The organism is Streptomyces sp. NPDC107559, from assembly GCF_055657365.1.
On record NZ_JBVKBD010000005.1, the window covers coordinates 422,220 to 448,226 of the forward strand.

The following is a 26,007-nucleotide window of genomic DNA, read 5'->3' on the forward strand; positions in this document are numbered from 1 at the left end:
GGCGCACGGTGTCACCGAAGATGCTCCCCGCGGATGACGGCACACGAACGGCACGGCATGGTGGATTCCATGGCACGTGACTCGGAGTCCGGACTGCCCATCGAACCCGTCTACGGACCGGAGACGGCGACGGGCCGGGATCCCGCGCGGCAGCTGGGCGATCCGGGGTCGTACCCCTACACCCGCGGCGTCTACCCGTCGATGTACACCGGCCGGCCCTGGACGATGCGCCAGTACGCGGGGTTCGGCACGGCGACCGAGTCCAACGCCCGCTACAAACAGCTGATCGCGAACGGTACGACGGGACTGTCGGTGGCGTTCGACCTGCCCACCCAGATGGGCCACGACTCCGACGCGCCGATCGCGCACGGCGAGGTCGGCAAGGTGGGCGTGGCCATCGACTCGGTGGACGACATGCGGGTGCTGTTCGACGGGATCCCGCTGGACACGGTGTCGACGTCGATGACCATCAACGCGCCCGCGGCGCTGCTGCTGCTCCTGTACGAACTGGTCGCCGAGGAACAGGGCGTCGGCGCGGACCGGCTGACCGGCACGATCCAGAACGACGTGCTGAAGGAGTACATCGCGCGCGGGACGTACATCTTCCCGCCGAAGCCCTCGCTGCGGCTGACCGCGGACATCTTCGCGTACTGCCGGGCCGGGATCCCGAAGTGGAACACGATCTCGATCTCCGGCTACCACATGGCCGAGGCGGGCGCCTCGCCCGCGCAGGAGATCGCGTTCACCCTCGCGGACGGCATCGAGTACGTCCGCACGGCGCTCGCGGCCGGCATGGACGTCGACGACTTCGCGCCCCGGCTGTCCTTCTTCTTCGTGGCCCGTACGACGATCCTGGAGGAGGTGGCGAAGTTCCGCGCCGCCCGCCGCGTCTGGGCCCGGGTCATGCGGGAGGAGTTCGGCGCGAAGGACCCCAGGTCGCTGATGCTGCGTTTCCACACGCAGACCGCGGGGGTGCAGCTGACGGCGCAGCAGCCGGAGGTGAACCTGGTCCGGGTCGCGGTCCAGGGCCTGGCGGCGGTGCTGGGCGGCACCCAGTCCCTGCACACCAACTCCTTCGACGAGGCGATCGCGCTGCCCACGGAGAAGAGCGCGCGCCTCGCCCTGCGCACCCAGCAGGTGCTGGCCCACGAGACGGACGTGACCGCGACGGTGGACCCGTTCGCGGGGTCGTACGCCGTCGAGCGGATGACGGACGACCTGGAGGGGGCGGTGCTGGAGCTGATGCGCAGGGTCGAGGAGCTCGGCGGGGCGGTCGCGGCGATTGAGCACGGCTTCCAGAAGGGCGAGATCGAACGCAACGCCTACCGGATCGCGCAGGAGACGGACGCGGGCGAACGCGTGGTGGTCGGCGTCAACCGTTTCCGGCTCGACGAGGAGGAGCCGTACGAGCCGCTGCGCGTCGACCCGGCCATCGAGGCCCGGCAGACCGAACGCCTCGCCCGGCTCCGCGCCGAGCGCGACCAGGGCGCGGTCGACACCGCCCTGGCCGCCCTGAAGAAGGCCGCCGAGGGCACGGACAACGTCCTGTACCCGATGAAGGACGCTCTGCGCGCCCGCGCGACGGTCGGCGAGGTCTGCAACGCACTGCGCGGGATCTGGGGCACGTACGTACCGTCGGACACCTTCTGAGTGCGCGGCCGGAGCGGCCCGGTGCCCGGGTCCGTCGGGGTCCTGTCCGACCTCCCGGTGGGCACCCTCCTCGACGGTGACTGACCCGCGAGACGCCTGGACACGATGTCGTACCCCCGTGCGACACTCCCTCTCATGCTTGGTGTTATCGACCTTCCCACCTATCTCGCGGGCCTTGTCCTGATCGTCCTGCTGCCGGGGCCGAACTCGCTGTACGTGCTGTCCGTCGCCGCCCGCCGGGGCGTGCGGACCGGGTATACCGCCGCCGCGGGTGTGTGGTGCGGGGACACCGTGCTGATGACCCTGTCGGCCGCCGGTGTGGCGTCGCTGCTCCAGGCGAACGCCGTGCTGTTCAGCATCGTGAAGTACGCCGGTGCGGGCTATCTGACCTGGCTGGCGATCGGGATGCTGCGCGCCGCGCGGGCGATGTGGCGGGCCCGGCGGGACCCGGTCGCCCAGAGCGCGCAGCCCGAGGCGGTGGCGGGGGAGCGGCCGTTCCGACGGGCGTTGGTGATCAGCCTGTTCAACCCGAAGGCGATCCTGTTCTTCGTCGCCTTCTTCGTGCAGTTCGTCGACCCGGGCTATGCCTACCCGGCTCTGTCGTTCGTCGTGCTCGGGGCCTTCGCCCAGCTCGCGAGCGTCCTCTACCTGACCGCGCTGATCTTCAGCGGTACGCGCCTCGCGGAGGCCTTCCGCCGTCGCCGGCGGCTCTCCGCGGGCGCCACGACCGCCGCGGGCGCGCTCTTCCTCGGCTTCGCCGTCAAACTCACGCTCGCCAGCGCGTAGCCGAGCGACGCCGCGCGCGTAGCCGAGCGACGTCCGGCGCGCAGCCGAGCGATGCCCGGCGCGTAGCTAGGCGACGCTCAGGCCCACCTGGGCCGCGTACTCCCGCAGGCCCCTTGTGCCGGTGCCCGCCCAGCCCACGTACCCGTCGGGGCGGACCAGGAAGACCCCGGTCCCGTACCGTTCGTCGGACCCGATCCGCGCGGTGCGGACACCGGGGAGCGCCGGGGGCTCCGCGTCCGTGCCGACGGCCAGCAGTGTCCAGTGCGGTCCCCGGAACACGTCGAAGAGACGTACGCCGTCCACGGCCGCGTCGGGGGCGCGGTCGCCCGCCCGCACCGCCTCCTCCGGCAGGTCGCCACGGGTCTCCACGGCGAGGGCGGAGCCGCGGTAGCCGAGGCCGAGCTGACGGGTCTCCCTGCCGCGGCGGGCCTCGCCCCGGTGGATCTTCGTAGAGAGGCCGAGCATCCCGGCGGCGATGGGCAGGCGTTCCTCCTCGTAGGTGTCGAGGAGGGCCTCGGGTGCCTCGCCGCTCAGCACCGCGCCGAGCTTCCAGCCCAGGTTGTAGGCGTCCTGGACGCTGGTGTTGAGGCCCTGCCCGCCGGCCGGTGAGTGGATGTGCGCCGCGTCCCCGGCGAGGAAGACCCGCCCGGAGCGGAGGCGGTCCGCCAGTGCCGCGCGCGGCCGGAACTCCGAGACCCAGCTCATCCCGGTCACCGCGTCGGCGGCCAGATGCGAACGGGCGGCGAACACCTTGCGTACGCCGTCGGGGGAGCTGTCGACCGTGGTTCCGGCCGGGAACCCGGCGACGATCTGGAAGTACTCCGTGCCCGCGAGCGGGCAGACGGCCATGAAGCCGTCACCGTCCCCGCGCGGCGGGAAGAGATGCCAGTGGTCGCGGTCCAGGCCGCTGATCCGGGCGTCCGCCACCAGGATCGGGTCCGGGTCGACGACGCCCGAGCCGTCGGCCCCGGCCCCGGTCATACCGATGCCCACGGCCCGGCGCACGGCCGAGCGGCCGCCGTCCGCGGCGACCACGTACCGCGCGCGGACGGTCCCCGCCCCCTCGTCCGAGGCGAAGTGCACGGTCAGCCCGTCTTCGTCCTGGTGGAGCGCGGTCACCTCCCGGCCGAAGGCGACCCGCCCGCCGAGCTCCGTCAGCCGGGCGTGCAGGATCTCCTGGGTGCGCCACTGGGGCACCATCCACGGCTCGCTGAACGGGGAGCCCGCCTCGCCGTCCTCGGCCGGGTCGAACATCGCCCGCTCGGCCACCCGCCTGCCGTCCTGCCAGATCAGCCCGACCGGATAGTCGCCGCCCGCCGCGCGGATCCCGTCGAGGACGCCGAGGTCGTCGAGGACCTCCATGGTGCGCGGCTGGATGCCCTTGCCGCGCGATCCCGGTGCGAGCCCCGCGCCCCGCTCCACGACGAGCGCGTCCACGCCGCGCCGGGCGAGGTCGATGCCCAGCGTGAGACCGGTGGGTCCCGCGCCGACGATCAGAACGTCCGTGTCCACTGCCGTCACCGCTCCTTAACGTTGTTAAGTTCCATGTTCGCGAGCATGCCCTTAACGGCGTTAAACTGTCAAGCGTGGTTACCCAGAGATCCCAGCGGTCGCCCAGGCTGGACAAGAAGCAGGTCGTCGAGGCGGCGCTGCGGCTGCTCAACGAGACGGGCCTCGACGGCCTCACCCTGCGGGCCATCGCCAAGGAGCTGGACGTCCAGGCGCCGGCGCTCTACTGGCATTTCAAGAACAAGCAGGAACTGCTCGACGAGATGGCCACGGAGATGTACCGCCGGATGGTCCAGGAGCCCGGGCAGGCGCCGGACACCGACTGGCGGGAGCGGCTGCTCACGGCCAACCGCGGACTGCGCGCCGCCCTGCTGAGCTACCGCGACGGCGCCAAGGTCTTCAGCGGCTCACGCTTCACGGGCACCCTGCACGCCGTCGAGATGGAGCGGACCCTGACGCTCTTCACCGAGGCGGGATTCACCCTCGCCCAGGCGGTCCGCGCGACGTCCACCACGTACCTGTACACCATCGGGTTCGTCACCGAGGAGCAGGGCGTCCAGCCCCTGCCGGGCGAGCGCCGCGAGGGCTACGACGTGACGGAACGCGCCCGCCTGATGGCCGACTTCCCACTGTCGGCACAGGCGGGCGCGCTGATCTTCGAGGACTACGACCGGAACTTCGAGGAAGGCCTGGCCGTGATCGTGGCGGGCATCGGGGCCCGGTTCGGGATCGGGTGAGGCCGGTGGTCGGTGCTGCGGGAAAGGGAGGGCGTGTAGCTACCTTGCGTTCACCTGATAGTGGTCAAGGGGTTGATGTCCGGCATCGAACATCTCTTACGGTCGCTGGGGTCTGCCCCAGAGAGAGCCCAGGTGTCCGCGTGCCTCAGCACCCCCCAAAACTGTCCGTGATCGTCCCTTGTTTCAATATCGAGGCGTACGTTCCGGAGACCGTGGCCAGCCTCGTCAACAACGCTGACGACTCGTTCGAGGTCCTGTTCGTCGAGGACCGGTCGACCAAGGACCAGACCTACGAGGCGCTGCTGGCCCTGACGAAGCGGCTGAAGAACAGCAGGGTGATCCGGCACGAGCAGAACGGCGGACTGGCCACCGCGCGCAATACCGGGATCGACGCCGCCGAGGGCCGCTACCTCACCTTCCTGGACGGCGACGACTGGCTCGCCCCCGGCTATCTGAGCGACCTCGTGCACCAGATCGAACGGCACGACGTCGACTTCGTGCGCACCGACCACGTCCAGGTCTTCGGTGTCGAACGGCAGATCCACCGGGCCCCCGAAGGCCGCCGGCACACCCCGCTCGACCCGCGCAGCTCCATCCTCCCCGTCGACGACACGACGATGGTCGACTACCCGTACGCCTGGGCCGGCGTCTACCACCGCCGGCTGCTGGACAAGGGCCTGCTGCGCTTCCACGACGGGCTGCGCACCGCCGAGGACCGCCCCTGGATCTGGGACCTGCACCGCAGGGCCGAGTCCTACGCCGTCGCCAGCCTGCGCGGGGTCTTCTACCGCCGGGGCATCGCCAGCTCGCTGACCCAGATCGGCGACGTCCGACAGCTGGACTTCTTCCGCTCCTTCGACCTCGTCCTGGCCGAGCTCGCCGACGACCCCGAGGCCGCCCGGCTGCGGAAGAAGGCGCTGCGCAACTACTGCGTCGTCATCGCCCACCAGCTGCTGGACCGGGGCCGGTTCGAGCGCAGCGTGCACGCCAAGCTGCGCCAGCTGGCGGCCGAGGCGCTGGGCCGGATGACGGAGGCGGAACTGAACGAGGCACTCGTCGGAATGGGCGAGGAACGCGTCCACACGCTGCGGCGCATTCGCGGCGGTATGAAGGGAGTCGCGGCATGAGCGGCAGGACACAGATCTTCTTCTCGGCCACGCAGTACGCCGCCGCCACCGTCACCGCGGCCATCCGCGCCGGCCTCTTCGGCCCGCGCGCCGCCCACCGGCGCATCCTGGTCGTCAGCAACACCGCCGCCGTGCCCGAGGTCGGCACCCCGCTGGACCGGATGGCCGGGTTCGAGAAGCTGCGCCCCGAGTTCGACGAGGTGCGCTCCTGGAACGAGTTCATCGCCCCGCACCACCCGGCCGGCTGGTCGCCCCGCGCCCAGGACGCCCAGCTGTGGGAGAAGGCCGTACGCCTGGCCTGGAACCTCGGGGACGAGGAGGTCGAGATCGCCTGCGAGTCCATCCAGGCCAACCCCTCCCGTGCGGTCGCCGACATCTTCGCCGACAGCCCGATCCACGTGTACGCGGACGGCCTGATGAGCTACGGGCCCACCCGCAACCGCATCCCGCACGGCATGAACAGCCGGATCGCCCGGGTGCTCCACCTCGACCTCATACCCGGGCTGCGCCCGATGCTGCTGTCCGAGTACGGCGTCGAGCCCGAGCCGATCCCCAACGAGGCCATCGTCGACGTACTCGCCCAGATAGGCGAGGACGGCGCCGGCATCCTCGCCGAGCGGCTGCCCGCGGGCGAGCGCCCGACGGCCGTGCTGCTCGGCCAGTACCTCTCCGCGATCGACCTGATCAGCCAGGACGAGGAAGAGGCGCTGCACGTCCGGATGCTGCGGGCCGCCGTCCGCGCGGGCCACGAGAACGTCCTGTTCAAGCCGCACCCCAGCGCGCCCGCCGTCTACGGCAGGTCCCTGGAGACGGTGGCGGACGAGCTCGGTGTGCGGCTCTCGGTCCTCGACGAGCCCGTGCTGGCCGAGACCGTCTTCGCCTTCCTGAAGCCGCAGCTCGTCATCGGCTGTTTCTCCACGGCCCTGATGACCGCCGCCGCCTTCTACGGCATCCCCGTCGCCCGGGTCGGCACGGAGCTCCTCCTCGAACGCATCACGCCGTACGAGAACAGCAACCGCGTCCCGCTCACCATCATCGACGCGGCCCTGCCCGACGCGGAGCGTGAGACCCTCGGCGCCCCGCTCGAACTGGCCGCGCTGAGCGAGCGCCTCGCCCCGCTGGTGCACACCGTCGGCTACTGCATGCAGTCCCGCAAGTACCCCGGCCTGCACGAGGAGGCGGCCGCCTGGCTGACCGCCAACCTCGCTGAGCACCAGCGGTACTTCAAGAAGCGCCGGCTGACCACGCTGCGCCTGCCCGGCGGCAGCCCGGTCCGGGCGGAGGCGCTGCGCCGCAACCCGACCGTGCGCAGGGTCGTACGGCGGATCCGGGCGGCCCAGTCGTCCTGACGCACCCGGCGCACCGGACACAGCGAAGGGCCGGGCCCCGTTCCTCCTCAGGAACGGGGCCCGGCCCTTCTCGCGCGGTGCGCCCGGGTCACTTGCCGAGCTGCGGGCGCCGTACCACCAGTGCCCGCTTCAGCCGAGGCCCGAACGGCTTCTCCACGAGCCGGTGGATCAGCCAGGCGATGCACAGCAGGCTCGTCACGCTGATGACGATCGTCGCGTAGGGCGGCAGGCCGAGGTCGCGGTTCAGCACCCGGACGAAGAACCAGCCCAGGTGCTCGTGGATCAGGTAGAAGGGGTAGGTCAGCGCCCCCGCGACGGTCAGCCAGCGCCAGTTCGCCCAGCGGGTCCAGCCCACCGCCACCACCGCCACCGCGGCGAAGGCGAGGAAGACGATCGCCTGGATGACGTACGGGTTGCGGTGGAAGTCGCCCTGCATGCCCGGGTGCCACAGGGCGGTCACCGAGTAGCGCTGGCCGAGCAGGAACGACATGATCACGATGCCCCACAGCAGCAGGTCGCTGCCGTAGCGGTGGATCAGGTAGAGCGCCAGGCCGCCGATGAAGAAGGGGGCGTGGTCGCGCATCACCAGTTCGTCGGTGAGCGGCATGTCGGCGACCCGGGCGAAGACGCCGGCCAGGATCCACAGGGCGCAGAACAGCACCACCCGGCGGTAGGTGACGCCCCGCCAGACCACGAACAGGGCGAACATCGCGTAGAAGCGGACCTCGACCCAGAGCGTCCAGTCGACGCCCAGCACCCGGTTCACACCCATCGGCTGCTGGAGCATCGTGAGGTTGACCAGGATCTCGTCGGACCGCAGCGGGTGGACGACGGCGGGCAGGACGCAGGCCGCCGCGGTGATCAGCACGATCGCCACCCAGTACGCGGGGTAAAGCCGGGCGACCCGGGAGCGGAAGAAGTCGCCCAGGGAGCGGCCCCAGCTGCTCATGCAGATCACGAAGCCGCTGATGACGAAGAAGAACTGCACACCCAGGCTGCCGTAGGTCGCGGCCAGGGACAGGGTCGGGAACTTCAGGCCGGGCGACTGGTGCCAGGACTCGGCGATGGGGCCGTTCTTGCCCGCGAAGTGGTACATGCACACCATCAGCGCGGCCAGCAGCCGCAGCCCGTCCAGTGCGCGCAGCCGGTCGCCGGCGCGCGGGCGGGGTGCGGCGGCGGGGGCCTTCTCGGGGTCCCGCACTCGCACGGTGGGCGCCGGCGCCGGGCTCGTGGGGGCCAGGGCCTGGTCAGCCGCATTCATCCTGGGGCCTTTCTCGGCAGGGTCGTGTCCATCGTCGAAGTGGTCGTCGATGACCGGACGGTACGAAGTACTGACGTATGACAGGGGATTCAGCGCTGACGCCGAGGCATCGGATATATGTCGCACAGATGAATGAACAGGCGTCAGGTTGACGCCCGGGTTAAGGGAAAGCGCGCCGCCCCCGACCCTGTGGAGGAACGGGGGTGACGCGGTGGAACGGTGTGTGGAGTGCTTGCCTCCGGGGCAGTGGACGGGTCCGGCCGGGCGGGGTGACCGGCGCCGGGACGGCGCACCCCGGCCCGGGGTGCGCTCAGCGCCGGGACAGGGCCTTGGCCCGGCGCGCCAGGCGGCGCACGGTCGCGTTGCGCGGGATGAAGGCGAGCTGCGCGGGCACGGCGCCCGGCAGGGCCAGCGCGGTCAGCCGGCGACGCTTGAAGTAGCGCCAGGTGCGCGTGTTCAGGTGCCGGGAGAGATAGTCCTCGGCCGCGCCGCGCAGTCCGGGGTAGATCTTGGGCTGCATGGCGAACCCGACCGCCTTGACCAGCGCCGCCAGCTGTTCCACCCGCTCCGGCGACGGCATCGTCCAGCTCTCCACCGCCGTCCGGTCGGCGAGGTCGGGCAGCAGCGCGTCGACCAGGGTGACCGGCACGCGGTTGCTGTTCTGGTAGGGCGTGAGCCGGGTCAGTACGTTGTCGGTGCCGGCGCGGGCCACCGGGATGCCGTACAGCCCCGCGGCCGTCAGCAGCGCGGTGGAGAAGCAGCCGACGACGAGCGCGGGCCGCATCCGCTGGAACGCCACCTCGGCGAGTACCGGCCGCTCCAGCAGCGTGAGTTCGGCGCCGAGCCGGGCCGCCTCGTCCTGGAGCAGCCGCGACCAGCGCGCGGGCGCGACCGGGTGCGGTTTGAACACCAGGCTGCGGTGCCCGAGCGCGACGGCGCCGCGGACCATGCCCAGGTGCAGCTGCTCCTCCTCGGCGTCGTCGAGGATGCCGAGCGCGCTGAGGTACTGGCCGAGCAGCAGCGCCGGCTGCCCGTCGACGTCCGGCAGCCCGGTCTCGTCCTGCGCCAGCTCGCCCAGCACCTTGAGGAACGCCTCGCCCGGCACCAGCTCGGGTGCGACGCCGAACTCGGTGAGCAGCAGCGGGGTCAGGCCCGGTACGAGATCGAGGTGCAGCAGCCGTTCGATCCGGGTGCCGACCAGCGGATCGATCTTGTCCCGGGTGGGGCCATAGCTTATGAGGCCGTCCGCGTAGACATCGACAGGGGCGCCGGTGAACAGCTGGCACACCGCGAGTGAGGGATTGACCTGCACGGACTCGACGGTCAGCCGGATCTCGTCGTCGCCGAGCCCCCACTGGAGCCGTACGTACCGCTCCCACATGGGGATGTCGTCGCCGCGCGGGCTCCAGCCGCTGGGGTGGAACGGCGCGATCGTCTCGTTCCAGGACAGCACCTGGTCGAAGCGTTCGGCGATCCGCGCGAAGCCCGGCATCTCGTCGACGGCGGGCGTGGTCTCGGGGTTGACCGCGTTGTTGGAGACGAGCAGCAGCCGCCGGTCGGTCGGTTCGAACAGCCCGGCGTCCAGCGCGGCGGCCAGGGTCGCGGCGCCGTACAGCGTGGACGCGCAGAAGATGCGGGTGGTGCGGGGCATCAGGCGGCCACCGTCCGGGCGGACACGGGCCTGCGGCGCAGTCGGCGCAGCCGGCTCGCGCGCTGGGCGTCCATCGTGTCCATCACTTCCGCGAGCACGTCCTGCGGCATTCGCTTCAGGGCGGCGGAGCTCAGGGAGCGCAATTTTCGAGCCACGGCGGGTTCGAACCTCTCGATTGATCCGAGATGATGAGCCATGATCGCGCAATAGGTGCGCACTGCTTTCGGCAGCAGCTTATCCGCCTCGGGATCGAGCGCCGTTTCTTCGATTACCTGATCGAACGCCCGGATGAAATCGAGCTGGCGTACATCGCCGATCTGGGTGAGCGAGGAGGCCACCCCGCGCCGGTAGAACACGCCCATCAGGTTCACCGCGGCGAAGGACTCCGCCTCCCGGTGCAGTTTCCAGATCCAGGGCCGGTCCTCGGCCGTGCGCAGTCCGTGGGTGAAGTGCAGCAGTCCCCGGTCGACGAGCCGGCGGTGGTAGATGCCCGCCCATGCGTACGCGTAGTCGACCGACGTGGACCGGTCCGCGGGCAGGATCGCCGCGCGGGGCTCCATCACCACGCCCCGCCGGCCGTGCGGCACCCGGTTCACGGTGCGTGCCCGGCCGGTGCACTGCACGTGGTCGGTGCGCAGGAAGTCGCAGTTCAGCTCGTCCATGGCGGCCACCAGACGTTCGTAGTAGCCGGGCGCGAGCCAGTCGTCGCCGTCCAGGAACGTCAGGTACTGCCCGCGCGCGCGGTCGATCCCGGTGTTGCGTGCGGTCGCCAGTCCCCCGTTCTGCTCGTGTCTGACGAGCACCGCCCCCGGCAGCTCGCGCTCCGCGCGCGCGAGGATGTCCGGTGTCCCGTCGCGCGAACAGTCGTCGACGAGAATGAATTCGAAGTCGTCACGAGTGTTCGCCCGCAGGCTTTTGAGAGTGTCCGGCGCGTATTGCTGCACGTTGTAGAACGGCACGATGACGGAGAGCTTGACCACGTCACCGACGTTAGAGGGCCGCCCGGCACCCGTCTTTACCGTTGGTTTGATGTCAGGTGAACTACGTGTGGCGAACCCGTGAACCAGACCTTCTCGAGTAGCCGGAGAGCCCGAAAACCCCATTCGTCGACGTGCTGTTAACCCTTTGTTGCTTTCGGGTTGGGCGGATCCTAGGAATGCCTTCCTACGGTCGACGACGTGCCAGCAAGTGCAACGAACACCCTGCGAGTCGCCGTACTCGCGGATTCCGACACCCGGTGGAAATGGGGCGCGCTCACCGCGAAGCGTACCGTTTCTGCCGAAGAGGGTGAAACGGACATCCGCCTGGACGGCTACCTTCTGCGGGGCCGAGCCACCCCCACCGCCCGTCAGCTCCAGGAGGTCGGCGTCCACGCCGACTCGCTCCGCGAGGTGACCGCCGCCGAGTTCCTGCGCGCGATGGGCGAGGAGTCCTACGACGTCCTCGTCCTCGCCCTGGTCGGCGGTGGTGTGCAGGCGATGCTGCACGGCCTGCGCCACGTCTGGGCCGACCGCGCCGAGCGTCCCGTCGTCGTCACCGGCTACGTCGGCGTCGTCTACGAGAAGCTCGCCGACGGCCTGCTGCTGCGCCACGGCGCCGATCTCGTCCTCGCCAACTCCCGGCAGGACGCGGACCGGTTCCGCGCGGTCTACGAGGGGGTCGGCGCCGACGCCACGTCCGTCACGGAGGTCGCGCTGCCGTTCCTCGGCGGAGCGCCGTACACCGGCGAGAACGACCCGTACACGGTCGTCTTCGCCGCACAGCCGTCCGTCCCGGCCAGCCGCAAGGACCGTGCGTACCTGCTGGAGCGGCTGATCCGGCACGCCCGCAAGCACCCCGAGCGCGAGGTGCTGCTGAAGCTGCGCTCCAAGCCGGGCGAGCACACCACGCACATCGAGGAGCTGCCGTACCAGAAGCTGGTGCAGAAGGCCGACCCGCCGTCCAACTTCCGTCTGGTGTACGGGCACATGGGCGAGGTCCTGGACCGCACCGACCTGCTCGTCACGGTCAGCTCGACGGCCGCCCTGGAGGCCCTGCACCGCCGCATCCCGACCGTCGTCCTGACGGACCTCGGCGTGCGCGAGATGCTCGGCAACCACCACTTCGTCGGCTCCGGCCTGCTCGCCTCCTGGGACCAGCTCGACGCCGGGCACCGGCCGGTGCCCGACGAGGACTGGGTCGCCCGCCAGGGCGTCGCGCCGGCGGGCACCCCCGCCGGGGCGGGCTCCTACGCCACCGCCTTCGACGCGGCCCGCGAGCGGATCACCAAGCTCCTCGAACGCCCCGGCGGACTGCCCCCGCTGGCCCCGTACTACACACCCGAGACCGCGCCCGGATACCTGCCCGGCATCCTCGCCCGCCACCACCTCGGCCCCGACGGCGCCCCGCTGCCCGGCGCCCCGGCCGCCGACAAGGAGCCGGGAGCGGTCCGGCAGATCGTGCGCCGGGCGGCGCGCGGCGCCTACCGCCACGGAGTGCAGCGCGTCGCCCCCGTGATCCGGCGGATGGGCGAGCTGTGAGCGCCGCCGAGACAACAGCCCAAGGAGTAGACCCCATGTCCAACCCGGAAGCGGGCCAAGGCGCTTCGGTGCGCCGGGTGCTCGCGGTGATCCCCGCGCGCGGCGGCTCCAAGGGCGTGCCCGCGAAGAACCTCGCGGCCGTCGGCGGGATCCCGCTCGTGGCCCGTGCCGTGCGCGAGTGCCGTGCCTCCCGGCTGGTGACCGACGTCGTCGTCTCCACCGACGACCACGCCATCGCCGCCGCCGCCCGGCAGGCCGGCGCCGAGGTCGTGCTGCGGCCCGCCGCCATCGCCGGCGACACCGCCACCTCCGAGGCCGCCGTCCTGCACGCCATGGACGCCCACGAGGCGCTGCACGGCTCCCCGGTCGACGCGGTGCTCCTCGTGCAGTGCACCAGCCCCTTCATCGTCCGCGAGGACATCGACGGGGTGGCCGGCGCGGTCGTCGAGAACGGCGCCGACACGGCGGTCACCGTGGCCCCCTTCCACGGCTTCATCTGGCGGGACGCGGCCGACGAGCCGGCGGTCGTCGAGACCGGACGCGCCGACGAGGTCGGCGGCAGGACCAAGGTCGCCGACCCGGCCGTCACCGAGGGCGGCTACGGCGTCAACCACGACAAGTCCTTCCGCCCGCGCCGCCAGGACCGCCCCCAGGACCTGCTGGAGACCGGCGCCGCCTACGCGATGGAGGCCACCGGCTTCCGCGAGCACCGGCACCGCTTCTTCGGCCGCACCGAACTGGTGCGCACCGACCCGGCCCGGGTGCTGGAGATCGACGACCCGCACGATCTCGCCCGCGCCCGTGCCCTGGCCCCCCTCTTCGACGCGGACCTCCCCGGTTCGCTGCCGACCGCCGACGACATCGACGCGGTCGTCCTCGACTTCGACGGCACCCAGACCGACGACCGGGTGCTGATCGACTCCGACGGACGGGAGTTCGTCTCCGTGCACCGCGGGGACGGACTCGGCATCGCGGCCCTCCGCAGGAGCGGCCTGAAGATGCTGATCCTGTCCACGGAACAGAACCCGGTCGTCGCCGCCCGGGCCCGGAAGCTCAAGCTCCCGGTGCTGCACGGCATCGACCGCAAGGACCTCGCACTGAAGCAGTGGTGCGAGGAGCAGGGCATCGCGCCTGAGCGCGTGCTCTACGTCGGCAACGACGTCAATGACCTCCCGTGCTTCGCCCTCGTGGGCTGGCCCGTGGCGGTCGCGAGCGCCCACGACGTCGTGCGCGGCGCCGCACGCGCGGTCACCACTCTCCCCGGTGGCGACGGCGCGATCCGAGAGATCGCCAGCTGGATCCTCGGCCCCTCTCTCGACTCCCTCCCCCAGTAAGGACATCTCTGCCATGAGCACCAACTCCCGTCTGCGCACGTTCGGTTCCAAGACCGCCGGCCCCGGTCAGCCCGTCTACGTCGTCGGTGAGATCGGCATCAACCACAACGGCGAGCTGGAGAACGCGTTCAAGCTCATCGACGCCGCCGCCGAGGCCGGCTGCGACGCGGTCAAGTTCCAGAAGCGCACCCCGGAGATCTGCACCCCGCGCGACCAGTGGGACATCGAGCGCGACACCCCCTGGGGCCGGATGACCTACATCGACTACCGCCACCGCGTGGAGTTCGGCGAGGACGAGTACCGCCAGATCGACGAGCACTGCAAGAAGCAGGGCATCGACTGGTTCGCCTCCCCGTGGGACACCGAGGCCGTCGCCTTCCTGGAGAAGTTCGACGTCCCGGCCCACAAGGTGGCCTCCGCCTCCCTGACGGACGACGAGCTGCTGCGCGCCCTGCGTGCCACCGGCCGCACGGTCATCCTCTCCACCGGTATGTCCACCCCGAAGCAGATCCGCCACGCGGTCGAGGTCCTCGGCTCGGACAACATCCTGCTCTGCCACGCCACCTCGACCTACCCGGCGAAGGCCGAGGAGCTCAACCTCCGCGTCATCAACACCCTCCAGGCCGAGTACCCGAACGTTCCGATCGGCTACTCCGGCCACGAGACGGGCCTGCAGACCACGCTCGCCGCGGTCGCCCTCGGCGCCACCTTCGTCGAGCGCCACATCACCCTCGACCGCGCCATGTGGGGCTCGGACCAGGCCGCCTCCGTGGAGCCGCAGGGCCTGCAGCGCCTGGTGCGCGACATCCGCACCATCGAGGCCTCGCTCGGCGACGGTGTCAAGAAGGTCTACGACTCCGAGCTCGGCCCGATGAAGAAGCTGCGCCGCGTCACCGGTGTCGTCGCCGAGGCGGAGATCGCCGCCGCCGCGGGCGAGCCGGTCTCGGTCTGAGTCCGCGCTCGGCCCCCAGTCCGACTCCGAGTGGCTTACGGGACGGTCGTACGTCGATGAACCCTCGCGCCGGGACCACCGGCACCCCCCACACGCTCGCCTTCGTGGAGAGCCCGGTTCAGCTGCTGAACGTGCTCGAATGGGCGCATGCGCACGGGCTGGGCGGTCCGGAGCGGTCCGGCGCGGGGTTCACCCTCGTCGTCCTGTCCCCGATGGACCCGATGACCCGCGGTCAGCTGCGCCGGATGGCGGAGCTGGCCCGCGAGGACGGTCACGAGGTCCGCTGGGAGGAGGCGCGGGGCGGTACGGCCGCGCCCTTCCGCACCATCGGCGGCCTGTCCCGGCTGCTGCGCGCGGCGGAACGCGTGGTGATGGGAGACCCGTTCTCCCGTTACGTACAGCTGCTGCTGACCATCACCCGGGCCCGGGACCTGATCGTGGTGGACGACGGCACGGCGACGATGGAGTTCGTCGCCCAGCTGGCCCGGGGCGAGCGGCTGGTGCGCTGGCACCGCAAGGGGGGCCGCCCCGGCCCGCGCGACGTGGTGTTCGCGCCGGTGTCGTCCTCGGCCCGGCGCCGGCTGACCCCGGGCGACGGCCGCCGGGTGGAGATCTTCTCCTCGATGCCCATAGAGGAGGCGCCCGAGGGCGTGACGATCACTCAGAACGCCTTCGCCTGGACCCGTTCCCGCTTCGGCCCGCCCCGGGTCGCCAAGGGTGCGGACCTGGTCGGCACCTCGCTGGTGGAGACCGGCGTGGTCGACGCGGACCGGTACGTGACCGCGGTGGGCGCCCTGGCCAGGGCGCACGGCGCGACGCGCTACTTCGCGCACCGCCGCGAGAGCACGGACAAGCTGCACCGGCTCGCGCGGGAGACGGGACTGGAGATCGTCCGCCCCGAACTCCCGCTCGAATTGATCGCCCGGCGCGGCCCGATCGGGCGGACGATACTCAGCTTCCCGTCGACGGTCGTCCACACCCTGCCGCTCGCGCTGGCCGGTACGGACGTCCGGGTCGCGGTCTGCGACATCGACCCCGACTGGCTGACGGAGAACGCCTCGCCCCGGGCCCAGGGCTTCCTGTCGGGGGTCACGGGCACGGCGCGGGACGTCACCCGGGTGTCGGCGGCGAGCCCGCAGTAGGCACACGGCAGGAACCCACGGAGCGGAATGCGGCCCGCGCACCCCGGTGCGCGGGCCGCGTCGCTATGCCCCTTCGGGCTTGTGGGCGAGCAGGAACGCCCGCGGGAGCCTCTCCTCGGCGTCGGGTTCGCGCAGCAGGCGGGCCCGGAGCCGGAAACCGGACTTCACGAGGAGGTCGGCCACGGCGTCCGGGGTGTGCCAGTGGTAGTCCAGCGAGATCTCGTGGCCGAAGCGCTCCGCGAGATGCATCCCGCTCTCCCCCTCGTGCCACTGGAACCCCAGCATCACCTGGCCGCCCGGCGCCAGCGCCCGGTGGAACTCCGCGAACACCTTCGGCAGGTGATCGTCCGGGACATGGATGATCGAGTAGAGGGCGAGCACCCCGCCGAGGGTCGCGTCCGGCAGGTCCAGCGAGGTCATCGACCCCACGTGGAAGCGGAGCGCGGGGTGCGCCGCGCGGGCCAGCTCAACCATCCGCGGGGACACGTCGACCCCGAAGACGGGCACGCCCATGGCGTGCAGCCGGGCCGCGACATGGCCGGGCCCGCTGCCCAGGTCGGCCACGGGCGCCGTGCCCCGCTCCCGCACGAGCTCGGCGAAGGCGGCGAGGAGGGAACGTTCGACGGGGTGCACGGCGAGGTGGTCCGCGAAGCTGTCGGCGTAGTCCTGGGCGATGGTGTCGTACGAGGTCCGGGTCGCGGATATGAAGGGTGCGGTGAGTTCACCGCTCTCGGGGTGGGTCACATGCCCGGAGGTTACCGAGCGCACCGGCGGGGCGTCCGCCGGATGGCCGAGCCCGTCCCGCGGCCGTCCGGGGCGGGGCGGGACCCGGCGGGACACCGCCCGGTGCGTGTCCCGGTCGCGTTCCGACGGGTGAACAGAACGGCGTACGTACGGCGGGGCATGGTATGCCTGAAGGGTGGCTGGGTGCGAAGCCCGTCCGGAAAGCGGGCGAGTCTACCCACCTGAATCGACGCCTATGCGTCCGGCGGCCAGGTTTTCTTCCCCTAACGGGCTGAAGTTTTGTTGTTCGAGGGGCAGTTGGCCGCCCCGGAGACCTACCCTTCAGAGGGTGAACCAATTGATGTCCCGAGAGTCCGAGGCCGATATCCCCGCTGATGCCGTGCTCCCCGGTGCGCTGCCCGAGGAGCTGCGTGCCGAGCTCGTCGCCTTCCGGCGCGACCTGCATATGCATCCCGAGCTCGGCAACCAGGAGTTCCGCACCACGGCGGCGATCAAGGAGCGGCTGGAGAAGGCCGGTCTGCGGCCACGGGTGCTCGCCGTCGGGACCGGGCTCGTCTGTGACATCGGCGTGGACGGCGAGGCGCCGGCGGACGGTCGCGGCCTGTTCGCCCTGCGCGCCGACATCGACGCCCTGCCCATCCCGGACGCGAAGATTGAGTGCGCCTACCGCTCCACCGTGCCCGACCGGGCGCACGCCTGCGGGCACGACGTGCACACGACCGTCGTACTGGGCGCCGGGCTCGTCCTCGCCGAGCTGCACGAGCGGGGCCTGCTGCCCCAGCCCGTGCGGCTGATCTTCCAGCCCGCCGAGGAGGTGCTGCCGGGCGGCGCCGTCGACGCCATCGAGGACGGGGCGCTGGAAGGGGTGCGGCAGATCGTCGCCGTGCACTGCGACCCCCGGGTCGACGCCGGGCGGATCGGGCTGCGGCCGGGGCCCATCACCTCGGCCTGCGACCGGCTGGAGATCGCGTTGAACGGCCCCGGCGGGCACACCGCGCGGCCGCACCTGACCACCGACCTCGTCACCGCCGCGGCCCGGGTCGCCACCGACGTGCCCGCGATCGTCGCCCGTCGGGTGGACACCCGCAGCGGGATGGCCGTGACCTGGGGGCGGATCGAGTCCGGCCACGCCCCGAACGTCATCCCGCAGCACGCCGAGCTCTCCGGCACCGTGCGCTGCCTGGACATCGCGGCGTGGCGGCAGGCGCCCGACGTCGTGGTGGCCGCGATCGACGAGGTCGCCAACCTGCACCGGGCCAAGTCGGAGATCACCTATGTGCGCGGGGTCCCGCCCGTGGTGAACGACCCGGTGGTCACCGAGCTGCTGCGGGACGCCATGACCGTGCGCCGGGGAGCGGAGGCGGTGGAGAGCACCGAGCAGAGCCTCGGCGGGGAGGACTTCTCCTGGTACCTCGAGCAGGTGCCGGGGGCCCTCGCGCGCCTCGGTGTGCGCACGCCCGGCGAGCGGACGGTGCGCGACCTGCACCAGGGCGACTTCGACGCCGACGAGTCCGCGATCACGGTCGGGGTGGAGCTGTTCACCGCCGCCGTACTGCTGGACGCGGCGGGCTGAGACGAGGCAGCGGCCGCCGGAGTCCGGGTCGCGGACCGGCCCGGCCGCCGGGAGTACGGGTCGGCGCGAGCCCGGCTCGGCGATCGGCCTGGCCCGTCGGCCGCCCGGGTCGACGGTCGGTCTGGCCTGTCGGACACCCGGGGCGCCGATCGGCCCGGTCCGCCTGGCATCCGGAGCGGCGATCGGCCCGGCCCACAGGGCGCCTGACGCGACGACAGCAAGGGGCGCCCGTCATGTGCCCCTTCGTCCGCTTGAGTTATCCGGCTGTAACCGGCGGCGCCGGAATGCGGCCCGTCGGCGGCACGAATCGATAACGGCCGCGAGGAACCCCGTTCCCCTCCCCTTCTACGCGCGTTACTGTGCGCCGGAATCGCCACCTGTGGCGGCGCAAGGGGTAGCGGGCCGGCGACGGTGCCGTGGGGATGAAGGGTGCTTGCTGTGCGTCTGATCTCTCGGAGGACCAGGTTCTCCCAAGCAGCGGTGGCCGTCGCGGTCGTCGCACTCACGGCGGTCGGCTGTGGCAAGTCCAGCACCGACTCGGCCGGCGGCAGTGACTCCGAGTCCGGCAAGTACTCGGCCAAGGGCATCGGCCTCGCGTACGACATCGGCGGCAAGGGCGACCAGTCCTTCAACGACGCGGCCTTCGCCGGCTTCGAGAAGGCCAAGGCCGAGTTCAAGATCGGCGGCCAGGACGTCGAGCCGCAGGACGGCGAGTCCGACGCGGACAAGACGCAGCGCCTGGTGACCCTCGCCAAGGCGGGCTACAACCCGATCATCGGCGTCGGTTTCGCCTACGCGCCGGCCGTGAAGGAGGCCGCCGCGAAGTACCCGAAGATCACCTTCGGCATCATCGACGACGCCACCATCAAGTCGGCCAACGTCGCCGACATGGTCTTCCACGAGGAGCAGTCCTCGTACCTGGCGGGCGTGGCCGCGGCCAAGGCCACCAAGAAGAACCACATCGGCTTCATCGGCGGCGTGGACATCCCGCTGATCCACAAGTTCGAGGACGGGTTCGACCAGGGCGCCAAGTCCGTCAACCCGAACATCAAGATCGAGTCGCAGTACCTCACCCAGACGCCCGCGGAGGGCGGCTTCTCCAGCCCCGACAAGGGCGAGAACGCGGCCAACGGCCAGATCGAGGCCGGCGCCGACGTCGTCTACCAGGCGGCCGGTCTGTCCGGCCAGGGTGTGATCAAGGCCGCGGCCGAGCACAAGGTGTGGGCGATCGGTGTCGACTCCGACCAGTACGCGCAGGGCGCGCTGGCGAAGTACAAGGACTACATCCTCGGCTCGGCCCTGAAGAACGTCGGTGGCGCGGTCTACGACCTGGCCAAGTCCGTCGTCGAGGGCAAGCCGCTCAGCGGTGAGGTGCGGGGCGACCTGAAGTCCGGCGGTGTCGGCTTCGCCGACTCCAACCCGAAGTACAAGGCGATGGCCGACGTCGCCGCCGCCGTCGACAAGGCCAAGGCGGACATCATCGCCGGCACGGTCACCGTCAAGACGGAGTAGCGGTACGCAGCAGTACGCGACGCGACGGTGACGTGCGTCGTGGCGGAACAGCGAGCTCCGACCTGCGGACGGTGACCCGTCCGCTCCGGAGAGCACCCGCGAAACTCGTGCGCCCCTTGCCTCCCGCAAGGGGCGCGCTGCTGTACGTAGTCTGGGTTACGTCTGTGGCCACAGCTCGGTAACGGACCGGACAGAAGGGGTTTTCTCGTCTGGTCTACGCGCGTTACGCTGCGGCGGAACCAGCGCCTGGTTTGGGCGCTTGCACAAAGGAGTCTCGTTCCATGCGCCGGGTGTCCCGTATCGCGGTTGCAGGCGTTGCAACCGCAGCTCTTGCCGTGACTGTTTCCGCCTGCGGAAGCTCGTCCTCCTCCTCCTCGTCTTCCAGTGACAAGAACCTGGGCCTGGCCCTGGCGTACGACGTCGGCGGCAAGGGCGACCAGTCCTTCAACGACGCCGCCACCGCCGGCCTGGAGAAGGCCGACAAGGAATTCGGCTACAAGAGCGCGGCCGTGGAGCCGCAGGACGGCGAGTCCGACGCGGACAAGGTGCAGCGCCTGGAGACGCTGGCCAAGAAGGGCTACAACCCGGTCATCGGCGTCGGCTTCGCCTACGCGCCGGCCGTCAAGGAGGTCGCGGCGAAGTACCCGAAGACCACCTTCGGCATCGTCGACGACGAGACCATCAAGGCCGACAACGTCGCCGACCTGGTCTTCCACGAGGAGCAGGCCTCCTACCTGGCCGGCGTCGCCGCCGCCAAGGCCACCAAGACCAACACCGTCGGCTTCATCGGCGGCGTGGACGTCCCGCTGATCCACAAGTTCGGTGCCGGCTTCAAGCAGGGCGTCGAGGACACCAAGAAGGGCGTCACGGTCAAGGAGCAGTACCTGACCGAGACCGCGCAGGAGGGTGGCTTCTCCAGCCCCGACAAGGGCGAGAACGCGGCCAACGGCCAGATCGACGCGGGCGCGGACGTCGTCTACGCCGCCGCCGGCCTGTCCGGCCAGGGTGTCATCAAGGCCGCCAACGAGCACAAGGTCTGGGCGATCGGCGTCGACTCCGACCAGTACAAGCAGGACGCGCTGGCGAAGTACAAGGACTCGATCCTCACCTCCGCCATGAAGAACGTCGAGGGCGCGGTCTACGACCTGGCCAAGTCCGTCCACGACGGCAAGCCGGAGACCGGTGTGGTCCGTGGCAGCCTCGAGAACGGTGGCGTGAGCCTGTCGCACTCGAACCCCGCGTTCGAGAGCAACGCCGCCATCCAGGACGCGGTGAAGAAGGCCGAGGAGGCCATCAAGTCCGGCAGCATCACCGTCAAGACCTCCTGAACCTGCGCTGGTAGGCCTGTCGTAGACATGGCCAAAAGGACGCTGTAATGGCAGCGTTACGGTCACGGAACGGGGTGCGGGGAGGATGTCCCCCCGCGCCCCGTTCGCGCGGCAGAATGCTCGGAACGGATCGTGAGTGAATCATGAACGATCAGATCCGGGCACTATTTAAAGCAGGGGCGCTACGCGCGTAGAGCGGCCCTTTTTCCAAGGAGAGTGCGCCATCGACGCGTCCAGCAGCCCTCCGCTCACCGCCCCGTCGACAGTCGCGGTCGAGCTGGCGGGGATCACCAAGCGATTTCCCGGTGTCGTCGCCAACCACGACATCCATCTGACGGTCCGCAAGGGCACCGTGCACGCCCTGGTGGGCGAGAACGGCGCCGGCAAGTCGACCCTGATGAAGATCCTCTACGGCATGCAGAAGCCGGACGAGGGCACCATCGAGATCGACGGCGAGCAGGTCGCCTTCGGCAGCCCCGCCGACGCCATCACCCGCGGCATCGGCATGGTCCACCAGCACTTCATGCTGGCCGACAACCTGACCGTGCTGGAGAACGTGGTGCTGGGCAGCGAGAAGCTGTACGGCATCGGTGGCAACGCCCGTAAGAAGATCAAGGAGATCTCCGACCGGTACGGCCTGGGCGTACGCCCGGACGCCCTGGTCGAGGACCTCGGCGTCGCCGACCGTCAGCGGGTGGAGATCCTCAAGGTCCTCTACCGCGGCGCCACCACCCTGATCCTCGACGAGCCGACCGCCGTGCTCGTCCCGCAGGAGGTCGACGCGCTCTTCGACAACCTGCGCGAACTCAAGTCCGAGGGCCTCTCGGTCATCTTCATCTCGCACAAGCTCGGCGAGGTGCTGTCGGTGGCCGACGACATCACCGTCATCCGGCGCGGTACGACCGTCGGCACGGCCGTCCCCGCCGAGACCACCCCGCGCCAGCTCGCCGAGATGATGGTCGGCAGCGAGCTGCCCACCCCGGAGACGGCCGAGTCGACCGTCACCGACCGGGTCGTCCTGGAAGTGCGCAACCTCACCGTGTACGCGAGCGGCGCCTCCCTCGGTGAGCTCGGCGCGCAGCCCGAGACCGCCACGGTCGGCTCGTCCGGTGCCCCGGAGGGCGCCGACGTCCTCATCGCGGCCACCACCCCCGGCGCTGCCAAGCGCGTCCTAGACGACGTCTCCTTCGCCATCCGCGCCGGCGAGGTCATGGGCATCGCCGGTGTCGAGGGCAACGGCCAGACCGAGCTGATCGACGCCCTGATCGGCCTGAAGAACGCCGACTCCGGCTCCGTCCACTTCCAGGGCGAGGACATCACGCCCTGGCCGACCCGCAAGCGCCGCGAGTCGGGCGTCGGCTACATCCCCGAGGACCGCCACCGCCAGGGCCTGCTCCTGGAGGCCCCGCTCTGGGAGAACCGCATCCTCGGCCATGTCACCGAGCGGCCCAACGCCAAGGGCTTCTGGCTGGACCCGAAGAGCGCCCAGGCCGACACCCGCCGGATCGTCGAGGAGTACGACGTCCGCACCCCCGGCATCGACGTCACCGCCGCCTCCCTCTCCGGCGGCAACCAGCAGAAGCTGATCGTCGGCCGCGAGATGAGCCACAACCCCAAGTTCCTGATCGCCGCCCACCCCACCCGCGGTGTGGACGTCGGCGCCCAGGCGCAGATCTGGGACCGCATCCGCGAGGCCCGCCGCGAAGGCCTGGCCGTGCTGCTGATCTCCGCGGACCTGGACGAACTGATCGGCCTGTCGGACACCCTGCGGGTGATCTACGACGGCAGGCTGGTCGCCGACGCGGATCCCGCCACGATCACGCCGGAGGAACTCGGCTCGGCGATGACCGGTGCCGCGTCCGGCCACCTGGAACACGTGGAGACCACGAAGTCCGTGGAGACCACGAAGTCCGTGGGGACCACGAAGTCCGTGGAAGCCGCGGAGACCGTGGAAACCACCGAGGAAGCTGCCGGTCCGGAGGACGAGGCCCGATGAAGAAGCTCGACAAGGAGCGCGTGCTCCTCGCGGTGGCCGGCCCGGTCATCGCGCTCGTCCTGGCGATCGCGCTGACGTCGGTCGTCCTGCTCGCCTCGGGCAAGAACCCGATCGAGCCGTACACGCTGATGCTCCAGCAGCTGCCGTACTCGGACATCCAGGTCCTGATCATCAACCAGGCGTCCCTGTACTACATCGCCGCCATCGGCGTGGCGCTCGGCTTCCGGATGAACCTGTTCAACATCGGCGTCGACGGCCAGTACCGCCTGGCCGCGGTGATGACCGCCGTCGTCGGCGCGAACATCGCGCTGCCGAGCGTCCTCCAGATTCCGCTGCTGCTGCTGGTCGCCATGTGCACCGGCGCCTTCTGGGCGGGCATCGCGGGCGTCCTGAAGGTCACCCGGGGCGTCAGCGAGGTCGTCGCGACGATCATGCTGAACGCCATCGCCACCAGCCTCATCGTCTACCTCACCCAGAAGGACGTGTGGGGCGTCCAGGTCGGCAACAACATGACGACCGGCGTCATGCACGAGTCCGGCTGGTTCCCGGGCATCGACCTGGGCTCCGACGTCGGTGAGATCTACGGCCTGGTCTTCCTCGCGATCCTGCTGGGCGTCCTGTACTGGCTGGTCCTCAACCGCACCCGCTTCGGCTTCGACCTGCGCGCCACCGGCGCCTCGGAGACGGCCGCCGCCGCCTCGGGCGTCAGCGCCAAGCGCATGGTGCTGGTCTCCATGCTGATCTCCGGCGCGGTGGCGGGCCTGTCCGGTCTGCCGCTGCTGCTCGGCGACACCCACACCTACAGCCTGAGCTTCCCGGCGGGCCTCGGCTTCACCGCCATCGGCATCGCGCTGCTGGGCCGCAACAACCCGGGCGGCATCGCCTTCGCCGCCCTGCTGTGGGCCTTCCTGGACAAGGCCTCGCCCGCCCTGGACTACGCGACTCCGGAGGCGTACCCGAAGGAGATCGCCACGATCATGCAGGGCCTGATCGTCTTCGCGGTCGTCATCTCGTACGAGTTCGTACGCCAGTGGGGTCTGCGCCGTCAGCAGAGCCGGGTCGGCGCCGAGCTGGCCGCCGCCGCCCAGAACACCAACAGGAAGGTGGCGGCCTGATGTCCACCGCGACCGTCGCAAAGAAGTCGCAGGCGAAGCCCGGCAAGACCGGCCGCCGCATGTCGCTGCCCGTACTCCTGCTGGTCATCGCGGGCGTGCTGGTCCTGACCTCGATCGTCCGGCTGATCACCGGCGCGGACGGCATCACCTCCACCGGCCAGATGTCCACCGCCCTGCGGCTGGCCGTGCCGATCGGCCTCGCCGGTCTCGGCGGCCTGTGGGCGGAGCGCTCGGGCGTCGTCAACATCGGCCTCGAGGGCATGATGATCCTCGGCACCTGGTTCGGCGCCTGGGCCGGCTACCAGTGGGGCCCGTGGGTCGGTGTGGCCTTCGGCATCATCGGCGGCGCGCTCGGCGCCGTCCTGCACGCCATCGCCACCGTGACCTTCAACGTCAACCACATCGTCTCCGGTGTGGCCGTCAACATCCTGGCCCTCGGCACCACCCGCTACCTGTCGAAGTTCACCTTCGAGAACGCTCCCGAGGGCTCCGCCAAGCAGTCCCCGCCGATCGACTCGCTGGGCACCTTCGACATCCCCGGCCTGTCCGACTGGCTGAACACGCTCAACGAGAAGCACTGGTTCCTGGTCTCGGACATCGCCGGCCTGGTCGGCGGTCTGATCACCGACCTGTCGCCGCTCACCGTCATCGCCGTCGCGCTCGTACCGATCACCTGGTGGGTGCTGTGGCGCACCGCGTTCGGCCTGCGCCTGCGCTCCTGCGGCGAGAACCCGGTGGCGGCCGAGTCGCTCGGCGTCAACGTCTACAAGTACAAGTACATCGCCGTCATCATCTCCGGCGGCTTCGCCGGTCTCGGCGGCGCCTTCCTGTCGATCGTCGCGTCGAACGTGTACCTGGACGGCCAGACGGCCGGCCGCGGCTACATCGGCCTCGCGGCGATGATCTTCGGCAACTGGATGCCGGGCGGCCTCGCCCTCGGCGCGGGCCTGTTCGGCTACACCGACAGTCTCAACCTGCGCGGCGGCACGACCAACGTCCACGCGCTGATCCTGCTGCTGGCGATCCTGCTGGTGTTCGGCGCGGCCTACCTGGCGTGGAAGAAGAAGTACGTCCCGGCTGTCGTCACGGTCGTGATCGCGGCCCTGATGTTCCTCTGGTACGCCTCCACGAACGAGGTGCCGCGTCAGCTCGTCACGGCGACCCCGTACATCGTCACGCTGCTGGTGCTCTCGCTGTCCGCGCAGAGCCTCAGGATGCCGAAGGCGGACGGCCTGCCGTACCGGAAGGGGCAGGGCAAGTGACCCCGTCCACCGACGTCGACTGGGAGGCGCTGCGCGCGCAGGCCCGGGACGCCATGTCCCACGCCTACGCCCCGTACTCCGGCTACCCGGTCGGCGTCGCCGCCCTGGTCGACGACGGCCGCACGGTCTCCGGCTGCAACGTCGAGAACGCCTCGTACGGGCTCGGGCTGTGCGCCGAGTGCGGACTGGTCTCGGAGCTGCAGCGCACCGGGGGCGGGCGGCTGACGCACTTCACGTGCGTGGACGGCAAGGGCGACATCCTCGTCCCGTGCGGCCGCTGCCGACAGCTGCTGTACGAGTTCGGCGGGGCGGATCTCCTGCTGGAGACCCCGGCGGGGATCCTGCCGCTTGCGGAGATGCTGCCGCAGGCCTTCGGCCCGGACCACCTCACCAAGTAACTCCCGTGCGGCCCCTCTGACCAGTGCAGAGGGGCCGCGCTCTTCGCAATCCCCGGAAGGAA

21 protein-coding genes are annotated in these 26,007 nt (G+C 70.7%); 16 read left to right on the top strand and 5 right to left on the bottom strand.

The genetic code is table 11. The features are described from left to right. Positions 1-69: 69 nt before the first annotated feature. Positions 70-1,650: an acyl-CoA mutase large subunit family protein gene (locus ACZ7OY_RS19030; RefSeq protein ID WP_471912392.1), complete on the top strand. Its 1,581-nt coding sequence runs from the start codon at positions 70-72 to the stop codon at positions 1,648-1,650. A 135-nt stretch (positions 1,651-1,785) separates the two neighbouring features. Next, positions 1,786-2,436 (top strand): leucine efflux protein LeuE, encoded by a 651-nt coding sequence (gene leuE, locus ACZ7OY_RS19035; RefSeq protein ID WP_471912393.1) that lies wholly within the window; start codon positions 1,786-1,788, stop codon positions 2,434-2,436. 66 nt (positions 2,437-2,502) lie between these two features. Here leuE and ACZ7OY_RS19040 read toward each other — a convergent pair whose 3' ends face one another. Next, complete coding sequence (locus ACZ7OY_RS19040) at positions 2,503-3,948, bottom strand: FAD-dependent monooxygenase (RefSeq protein ID WP_471912394.1); 1,446 nt, start codon at positions 3,946-3,948, stop codon at positions 2,503-2,505. 74 nt (positions 3,949-4,022) lie between these two features. On the opposite strand from ACZ7OY_RS19040, the gene ACZ7OY_RS19045 reads away from it, so the two are divergent. From ACZ7OY_RS19045 to ACZ7OY_RS19055, 3 genes are all read left to right on the top strand, one after another. Further along, positions 4,023-4,682 carry a TetR/AcrR family transcriptional regulator gene (locus ACZ7OY_RS19045; RefSeq protein WP_471912395.1) on the top strand — a complete coding sequence of 220 codons (660 nt, stop codon included), beginning with the start codon at positions 4,023-4,025 and terminating at the stop codon, positions 4,680-4,682. 140 nt (positions 4,683-4,822) lie between these two features. Then, positions 4,823-5,809, top strand: coding sequence for a glycosyltransferase family 2 protein (locus tag ACZ7OY_RS19050; RefSeq protein WP_471912396.1), 987 nt, complete (start codon positions 4,823-4,825; stop codon positions 5,807-5,809). Beyond that, complete coding sequence (locus ACZ7OY_RS19055; RefSeq protein ID WP_471912397.1) at positions 5,806-7,158, top strand: polysialyltransferase family glycosyltransferase; 1,353 nt, start codon at positions 5,806-5,808, stop codon at positions 7,156-7,158. Before ACZ7OY_RS19050 ends, ACZ7OY_RS19055 begins: the two co-directional genes overlap by 4 nt. 88 nt (positions 7,159-7,246) lie before the next feature. On the opposite strand, the gene ACZ7OY_RS19060 is transcribed toward ACZ7OY_RS19055, so the two are convergent. The 3 genes from ACZ7OY_RS19060 to ACZ7OY_RS19070 form a co-directional block, all read right to left on the bottom strand. After that, positions 7,247-8,419: an acyltransferase family protein gene (locus ACZ7OY_RS19060; protein WP_471912398.1), complete on the bottom strand. Its 1,173-nt coding sequence runs from the start codon at positions 8,417-8,419 to the stop codon at positions 7,247-7,249. 310 nt (positions 8,420-8,729) lie between these two features. Beyond that, positions 8,730-10,070, bottom strand: a complete 1,341-nt coding sequence (locus tag ACZ7OY_RS19065; RefSeq protein ID WP_471912399.1) for a polysialyltransferase family glycosyltransferase — start codon at positions 10,068-10,070, stop codon at positions 8,730-8,732. Beyond that, entirely contained in the window at positions 10,070-11,050 is a 981-nt protein-coding gene (locus ACZ7OY_RS19070) for a glycosyltransferase family 2 protein (RefSeq protein WP_351621911.1), read from the bottom strand. The genes ACZ7OY_RS19065 and ACZ7OY_RS19070 overlap by 1 nt, the downstream gene beginning before the upstream one ends. A 198-nt stretch (positions 11,051-11,248) precedes the next feature. Between ACZ7OY_RS19070 and ACZ7OY_RS19075 the strand changes: the two genes are divergently transcribed. Genes ACZ7OY_RS19075 through ACZ7OY_RS19090 form a run of 4 tightly spaced genes read left to right on the top strand, consistent with a single transcriptional unit; the run spans position 11,249 to position 16,017 of the window. Next, the gene (locus ACZ7OY_RS19075) at positions 11,249-12,589 is read left to right on the top strand and encodes a DUF6716 putative glycosyltransferase (protein ID WP_471912400.1); all 1,341 of its coding nucleotides are present in this window, start codon (positions 11,249-11,251) and stop codon (positions 12,587-12,589) included. Positions 12,590-12,624: 35 nt separating this feature from the next. Beyond that, positions 12,625-13,923: a cytidylyltransferase domain-containing protein gene (locus tag ACZ7OY_RS19080; RefSeq protein WP_471912401.1), complete on the top strand. Its 1,299-nt coding sequence runs from the start codon at positions 12,625-12,627 to the stop codon at positions 13,921-13,923. 13 nt (positions 13,924-13,936) lie between these two features. Then, positions 13,937-14,875: an N-acetylneuraminate synthase family protein gene (locus tag ACZ7OY_RS19085; RefSeq protein ID WP_471912402.1), complete on the top strand. Its 939-nt coding sequence runs from the start codon at positions 13,937-13,939 to the stop codon at positions 14,873-14,875. A gap of 56 nt (positions 14,876-14,931) precedes the next feature. Further along, positions 14,932-16,017: a hypothetical protein gene (locus tag ACZ7OY_RS19090; protein ID WP_471912403.1), complete on the top strand. Its 1,086-nt coding sequence runs from the start codon at positions 14,932-14,934 to the stop codon at positions 16,015-16,017. A 63-nt stretch (positions 16,018-16,080) separates the two neighbouring features. On the opposite strand, the gene ACZ7OY_RS19095 is transcribed toward ACZ7OY_RS19090, so the two are convergent. Further along, positions 16,081-16,761, bottom strand: coding sequence for a class I SAM-dependent DNA methyltransferase (locus ACZ7OY_RS19095; protein ID WP_471912404.1), 681 nt, complete (start codon positions 16,759-16,761; stop codon positions 16,081-16,083). A 340-nt stretch (positions 16,762-17,101) separates the two neighbouring features. Between ACZ7OY_RS19095 and ACZ7OY_RS19100 the strand changes: the two genes are divergently transcribed. The 7 genes from ACZ7OY_RS19100 (at position 17,102) to ACZ7OY_RS19130 (ending at position 25,945) form a co-directional block, all read left to right on the top strand. Continuing rightward, complete coding sequence (locus ACZ7OY_RS19100) at positions 17,102-18,334, top strand: amidohydrolase (protein WP_471912405.1); 1,233 nt, start codon at positions 17,102-17,104, stop codon at positions 18,332-18,334. A 447-nt stretch (positions 18,335-18,781) separates the two neighbouring features. Next, a complete protein-coding gene (locus ACZ7OY_RS19105; protein ID WP_471912455.1) occupies positions 18,782-19,846 on the top strand; it encodes a BMP family lipoprotein in 1,065 nt (354 codons plus the stop codon). Positions 19,847-20,127: 281 nt separating this feature from the next. After that, positions 20,128-21,174 carry a BMP family lipoprotein gene (locus tag ACZ7OY_RS19110; RefSeq protein ID WP_471912406.1) on the top strand — a complete coding sequence of 349 codons (1,047 nt, stop codon included), beginning with the start codon at positions 20,128-20,130 and terminating at the stop codon, positions 21,172-21,174. Positions 21,175-21,397: 223 nt separating this feature from the next. Beyond that, positions 21,398-23,170 carry an ABC transporter ATP-binding protein gene (locus tag ACZ7OY_RS19115; protein ID WP_471912456.1) on the top strand — a complete coding sequence of 591 codons (1,773 nt, stop codon included), beginning with the start codon at positions 21,398-21,400 and terminating at the stop codon, positions 23,168-23,170. Continuing rightward, positions 23,167-24,285: an ABC transporter permease gene (locus ACZ7OY_RS19120; RefSeq protein WP_471912407.1), complete on the top strand. Its 1,119-nt coding sequence runs from the start codon at positions 23,167-23,169 to the stop codon at positions 24,283-24,285. Before ACZ7OY_RS19115 ends, ACZ7OY_RS19120 begins: the two co-directional genes overlap by 4 nt. Continuing rightward, positions 24,285-25,547 carry an ABC transporter permease gene (locus tag ACZ7OY_RS19125; protein WP_471912408.1) on the top strand — a complete coding sequence of 421 codons (1,263 nt, stop codon included), beginning with the start codon at positions 24,285-24,287 and terminating at the stop codon, positions 25,545-25,547. The genes ACZ7OY_RS19120 and ACZ7OY_RS19125 overlap by 1 nt, the downstream gene beginning before the upstream one ends. Next, positions 25,544-25,945, top strand: a complete 402-nt coding sequence (locus ACZ7OY_RS19130; protein ID WP_351612571.1) for a cytidine deaminase — start codon at positions 25,544-25,546, stop codon at positions 25,943-25,945. The genes ACZ7OY_RS19125 and ACZ7OY_RS19130 overlap by 4 nt, the downstream gene beginning before the upstream one ends. The last annotated feature ends 62 nt before the right edge of the window (positions 25,946-26,007 follow it).

Bases quoted from the DNA above. Each gene is read 5' to 3' on its own strand.
- ACZ7OY_RS19055 (WP_471912397.1), top strand. From the start codon at position 5,806: ATGAGCGGCAGGACACAGATCTTCTTCTCGGCCACGCAGTACGCCGCC.
- ACZ7OY_RS19090 (WP_471912403.1), top strand. From the start codon at position 14,932: ATGAACCCTCGCGCCGGGACCACCGGCACCCCCCACACGCTCGCCTTC.
- ACZ7OY_RS19065 (WP_471912399.1), bottom strand. From the start codon at position 10,070: ATGCCCCGCACCACCCGCATCTTCTGCGCGTCCACGCTGTACGGCGCC.
- ACZ7OY_RS19100 (WP_471912405.1), top strand. From the start codon at position 17,102: ATGTCCCGAGAGTCCGAGGCCGATATCCCCGCTGATGCCGTGCTCCCC.
- ACZ7OY_RS19110 (WP_471912406.1), top strand. From the start codon at position 20,128: ATGCGCCGGGTGTCCCGTATCGCGGTTGCAGGCGTTGCAACCGCAGCT.
- ACZ7OY_RS19080 (WP_471912401.1), top strand. From the start codon at position 12,625: ATGTCCAACCCGGAAGCGGGCCAAGGCGCTTCGGTGCGCCGGGTGCTC.
- ACZ7OY_RS19030 (WP_471912392.1), top strand. From the start codon at position 70: ATGGCACGTGACTCGGAGTCCGGACTGCCCATCGAACCCGTCTACGGA.
- leuE (WP_471912393.1), top strand. From the start codon at position 1,786: ATGCTTGGTGTTATCGACCTTCCCACCTATCTCGCGGGCCTTGTCCTG.
- ACZ7OY_RS19060 (WP_471912398.1), bottom strand. From the start codon at position 8,419: ATGAATGCGGCTGACCAGGCCCTGGCCCCCACGAGCCCGGCGCCGGCG.
- ACZ7OY_RS19125 (WP_471912408.1), top strand. From the start codon at position 24,285: ATGTCCACCGCGACCGTCGCAAAGAAGTCGCAGGCGAAGCCCGGCAAG.
- ACZ7OY_RS19120 (WP_471912407.1), top strand. From the start codon at position 23,167: ATGAAGAAGCTCGACAAGGAGCGCGTGCTCCTCGCGGTGGCCGGCCCG.
- ACZ7OY_RS19085 (WP_471912402.1), top strand. From the start codon at position 13,937: ATGAGCACCAACTCCCGTCTGCGCACGTTCGGTTCCAAGACCGCCGGC.